5 protein-coding genes and 1 riboswitch are annotated in these 4592 nt (G+C 69.4%); of the genes, 4 read left to right on the forward strand and 1 reads right to left on the reverse strand.

The genetic code is table 11. The features are described 5' to 3' along the window. Nucleotides 1–33: 33 nt before the first annotated feature. The gene (locus ACRDP3_RS23750; RefSeq protein WP_431519038.1) at nt 34–1035 is read right to left on the reverse strand and encodes a glucosyl-3-phosphoglycerate synthase; all 1002 of its coding nucleotides are present in this window, start codon (nt 1033–1035) and stop codon (nt 34–36) included. 161 nt (nt 1036–1196) lie between these two features. Further along, a riboswitch (SAM riboswitch) is annotated at nt 1197–1337 on the forward strand. 17 nt (nt 1338–1354) lie between these two features. Between ACRDP3_RS23750 and thrC the strand changes: the two genes are divergently transcribed. From thrC to ACRDP3_RS23770, 4 genes are all read left to right on the forward strand, one after another. After that, nucleotides 1355–2647, forward strand: coding sequence for a threonine synthase (thrC, locus tag ACRDP3_RS23755; protein ID WP_431519039.1), 1293 nt, complete (start codon nt 1355–1357; stop codon nt 2645–2647). After that, a complete protein-coding gene (locus ACRDP3_RS23760; RefSeq protein WP_431519040.1) occupies nt 2644–2922 on the forward strand; it encodes a MoaD/ThiS family protein in 279 nt (92 codons plus the stop codon). Before thrC ends, ACRDP3_RS23760 begins: the two co-directional genes overlap by 4 nt. Before the next feature lie 478 nt (nt 2923–3400). Beyond that, nucleotides 3401–3604: a cold-shock protein gene (locus ACRDP3_RS23765; RefSeq protein WP_010035953.1), complete on the forward strand. Its 204-nt coding sequence runs from the start codon at nt 3401–3403 to the stop codon at nt 3602–3604. Between the two features lie 401 nt (nt 3605–4005). Continuing rightward, the coding region (locus tag ACRDP3_RS23770; RefSeq protein ID WP_431519041.1) for a TCP-1/cpn60 chaperonin family protein at nt 4006–4592 on the forward strand (587 nt) is incomplete at its 3' end.

The raw sequence follows: 4592 nt of genomic DNA on the forward strand, positions 1-4592 counted from the left end.
GTAAGTTAGACAAAACATACGATTAGGCCATGCTTATGCCACGCGACGCTCCGCATACTCACCGATTTCGGTCATCGGGGGCCGCTCCTCCGTGTCGACCGGGTGGGTGCGGGGAGCGAAGCCCCCCGAAGGTCCCGGGACGCGCTCGAACTGGGTCAGCCGCGGACGCACGCCCGCCCCGCGGGAAAGCCTCCGCTCCGCCGTGCGGTAGATCGCCGCCGCCATCCGCCCCAGTGCCTGCCCGTCCTGGTGGCGATGGCGCCGTACGCCCACGTCGACCTGGGCCAGGGCATCCAGGCCGACCGCGTCGAGGGCGTCCACCAGGAGGCCGAGCTCCACGCCGTAGCCGACGGGGAAGGGCAGCCGTTCCAGCAGCTCGCGGCGGGCCGCGTACTCGCCACCGAGGGGCTGTACGAAGCCGGCCAGCCTCGGCCAGTGCAGGTTCAGCAGCGGGCGGGCGACCAGCTCCGTGACCCGGCCGCCGCCCTCCGGGCTCCCTTCGAAGGGGCGGTCGTACATCGCCTTGACCAGCTGGATCTCCGGATCGGTGAGCAGGGGGCCGACGATGCCGGAGACGAAGTCCGGCGAGAAGTTCCGCAGGTCGGCGTCGACGAAGCAGACGATGTCGCCGCTGGTCGCGAGCAGGGAGCGCCACAGGACCTCGCCCTTGCCCCGCACGGCGGGCAGCCGCGGCAGCACCTCGTCGCGGTGCACGACCTTCGCCCCGGCCGCTGTGGCGGCCTCGGCGGTGCGGTCGGTGGAGCCGGAGTCCATGACCACCAGCTCGTCGACCAGCGGTACCCCGTGCCCTCCGGCGTCCGTGACCGCTGCCCCGGAGACGGCCGGGCCGTCGCCCATCAGGTCCCGGCGGATGATCGAGACGATTTCCCCGACGGTCCGCTCCTCATCGAGCGCGGGCAGCACGACGCTGACGCTGTGCCCGCCGCGCCGTTTCGCGGCGCACAGCTGCTCGAGCGGGCGGTCGGCCGCCGACCAGGAGCGGCGTTCCAGCCAGTGGCCGACCTCGTCCAGCACGTGTGATCTCCCTCGGAATGCGATGGTGTGACGGCTGTCCACGCCCGTCCCCGCGGGCGTCTCGCGGTTCGGACGACTGTCTCAAGGCGCGGGGCCGTCGGTTACAGTCTTGAACAACGAGGTCGGCCCCCGCATGCCGGGTCGGCCCCACAACGTCATACCGCTCATCCAGAGGGGCAGAGGGAACGGCCCGTTGAAGCCCCGGCAACCCTCCAGCCTGTCCTGCGTTCACGGCGGGGCTCACGGGCTAGGGAAGGTGCCAATTCCGCTCGTGGCGAGATACGTCACGGGGAAGATGAGGAGAAAGGGCCTCGCCTTCATGGCTGTGCACGCTACCGAGAAGTCCCACCCCGCGGGGGTCACCGACCTCGGTCCCGCCGCCGCCCTGTCCTGCCGCGAGTGCGGCGCCCGCAACCCGCTGGGCCCGGTCTTCGCCTGCGAGGAGTGTTTCGGGCCGCTGGAGGTGGCCTACGACCTGCCCACCGGCGACCCGGAGGGCCTGCGCAAGCGGATCGAGGCCGGACCCGACAACATCTGGCGGTACGCGCCCCTGCTGCCCGTCCCCGCCGACGTCGCGGACAAGCCCAGCATCAATCCCGGGTTCACCAAGCTGGTCAAGGCCGACAACCTCGCCCGCGAGCTGGGCGTCACCGGCGGCCTGCACGTCAAGGACGACTCCGGCAACCCGACGCACTCCTTCAAGGACCGCGTCGTGGCGATCGCCGTCGAGGCCGCCCGCGCCTTCGGCTTCACCACCCTCTCCTGCTCCTCCACCGGCAACCTGGCGGGCGCGGTGGGCGCCGCGGCCGCCCGCGCGGGCTTCCGGTCCTGCGTGTTCATCCCGCACGACCTGGAGCAGGGCAAGGTCGTGATGGCCGCCGTCTACGGCGGTGACCTGGTCGGCATCGAGGGCACGTACGACGACGTGAACCGCTTCTGTTCCGAGCTGATCGGCGACCCGATCGGCGAGGGCTGGGGCTTCGTGAACGTCAACCTGCGCCCGTACTACGGCGAGGGCTCCAAGACCCTCGCCTACGAGATCGCCGAGCAGCTCGGCTGGGAGCTGCCGGACCAGATCGTGATCCCGATCGCCTCCGGCTCCCAGCTGACGAAGATCGACAAGGGCTTCAAGGAGCTGATCGCCCTCGGCCTGGTCGAGGACAAGCCGTACCGGATCTTCGGCGCCCAGGCGGAGGGCTGCTCGCCGGTCTCGCGCGCGTACAAGGACGGGCACGACGTCGTACGCCCGGTGAAGCCGGACACCATCGCCAAGTCGCTGGCCATCGGGAACCCGGCGGACGGCCCGTACGTGCTGGACATCGCCCGCCGTACGAACGGCGCGGTCGAGGACGTGACCGACGCGCAGACCGTCGACGCGATCACGCTGCTGGCCCGTACCGAGGGCATCTTCGCCGAGACGGCGGGCGGCGTGACCGTCGGTGTGACGCGGAAGCTGATCGAGAGCGGCGTCCTGGACCCGTCGCAGACCACGGTCGTGCTGAACACCGGCGACGGCCTGAAGACCCTGGACGCGGTGGCACCGACCACCGGCCTGTCCGCCGTCATCCGTCCCAACCTGGACTCGTTCCGAGAGGCTGGTCTCGCATCATGAGCGTGAACGTCCGTATTCCGACCATCCTGCGCACCTACACCGGCGGGAAGTCCGAAGTGAGCGCCGAGGGCGGCACCCTGTCCGAGGTGCTGACCGACCTGGAGAAGAACCACACCGGCATCGGCGCACGCGTGCTGGATGACTCCGGCAAGCTGCGCCGCTTCGTCAACGTGTACGTGAACGACGACGACGTCCGCTTCGAGCAGGGCCTGGAGACACCGACGCCGGACGGTGCCGGCGTCTCCATCATCCCCGCGGTGGCCGGGGGCTGCTGAGGTCTGGTGAGAGCTCGGTGAAGGCCGGCCGCCGCCGCGGCCGTGACCCCCGCTGATCGGCTACGGTCGAATCGCCTCCTGCCCCTCACAGCGAAGGGGAGGGGGCGATTCCGCGTCTCGGGAAGCGATCGGGAAGCGATAGGGTTGCGAGGAATCCTCCCCCGAATCGGCGCCCGACGCGTGGCTGGCGGGTGCCCAACGCATATGCGAACGCGACAAGTTGTGCCCGAAATCGCGGCGGCAATTGTCATGTTGGTTCCCTATGCCCGGCCGTACTTGCCCTGCTTTCACGGCAGTTGAGGGCCTTTGGGCGATCGGTCCGGGCCCAGAATTCTCGTCTGCCTGACCTGTTGCAGAGGGCGTCCGTGCAGATACATTCAGCCGCGGTCGACGCCTTCCGGCGCTTCTCGGAGGTGAGGTCTGACCCGGGTTCGTGAAGTGCGGGCCCGCGTAAGGGCCAGTAATAGGGGAGTTAGGCATGGCTCAGGGCACCGTCAAGTGGTTCAACGCGGAGAAGGGATACGGCTTCATCGCGGTCGACGGTGGTGCGGACGTGTTCGTGCACTACAGCGCGATCCAGATGGACGGCTACCGCACCCTCGAAGAAGGACAGCGGGTCGAGTTCGAGATCTCGCAGGGCCAGAAGGGGCCGCAGGCGGACATGGTCCGGGTGAGTGCCTGAGCGCCGGCCGCACTGCGCGCAAGCCGTACCCAGCGTACGAGCTGCAGGGAGGGTCGTATCCCGTCGAGGGGTACGGCCCTTCGATGCGTCCTGGTCCGGGTGCTGGTCCGGGTGCTCGTCCGGTGGGGAGAGCCGGCCCGGAACGTGCCGGCGCGGGTCCCCGGGGCCGGGCCGTACCGGGGGACGCTTGCACTCGCAGTGGTCGAGTGCTAATCATTGGGCGTTAGCACTCTCCGAGTGAGAGTGACAGCTAAGGACCGAGTCGGTGAGGCTCGTTCGCCGGGTGGGGCAAGGAACCACCGGGTACGCGCGCCGTCCGTCGCGGGCGCCAGCACGGTCCGGAATGACCCCGTCCCCTGGTTGTGCCGGGGGGACCCCCAGTCCGGGAGGGACCACTTCACATGGCCAAGATCATCGCGTTCGACGAGGAGGCGCGGCGCGGCCTCGAGCGCGGGATGAACCAGCTCGCCGACGCCGTCAAGGTCACGCTCGGCCCCAAGGGCCGCAACGTCGTGCTGGAGAAGAAGTGGGGCGCCCCCACGATCACCAACGACGGTGTCTCCATCGCCAAGGAGATCGAGCTCGAGGACTCCTACGAGAAGATCGGCGCCGAGCTGGTCAAGGAGGTCGCGAAGAAGACGGACGACGTCGCCGGTGACGGCACGACGACCGCGACCGTCCTGGCCCAGGCGCTCGTCAAGGAAGGCCTGCGCAACGTAGCGGCCGGTGCCAACCCGATGGCGCTCAAGCGCGGCATCGAGCGGGCCACCGAGGCCGTCTCCGCCGCCCTGCTGGAGCAGGCCAAGGATGTGGAGACCAAGGAGGAGTTCGCCTCCACGGCCTCCATCTCCGCCGGCGACCCCCAGATCGGCGAGCTCATCGCCGAGGCGATGGACAAGGTCGGCAAGGAAGGCGTCATCACCGTCGAGGAGTCGCAGACCTTCGGGCTCGAGCTCGAGCTCACCGAGGGCATGCGCTTCGACAAGGG

The sequence above is a fragment of the Streptomyces sp. genome, assembly GCF_050698815.1.
Classification (GTDB): Bacteria; Actinomycetota; Actinomycetes; order Streptomycetales; family Streptomycetaceae; genus Streptomyces.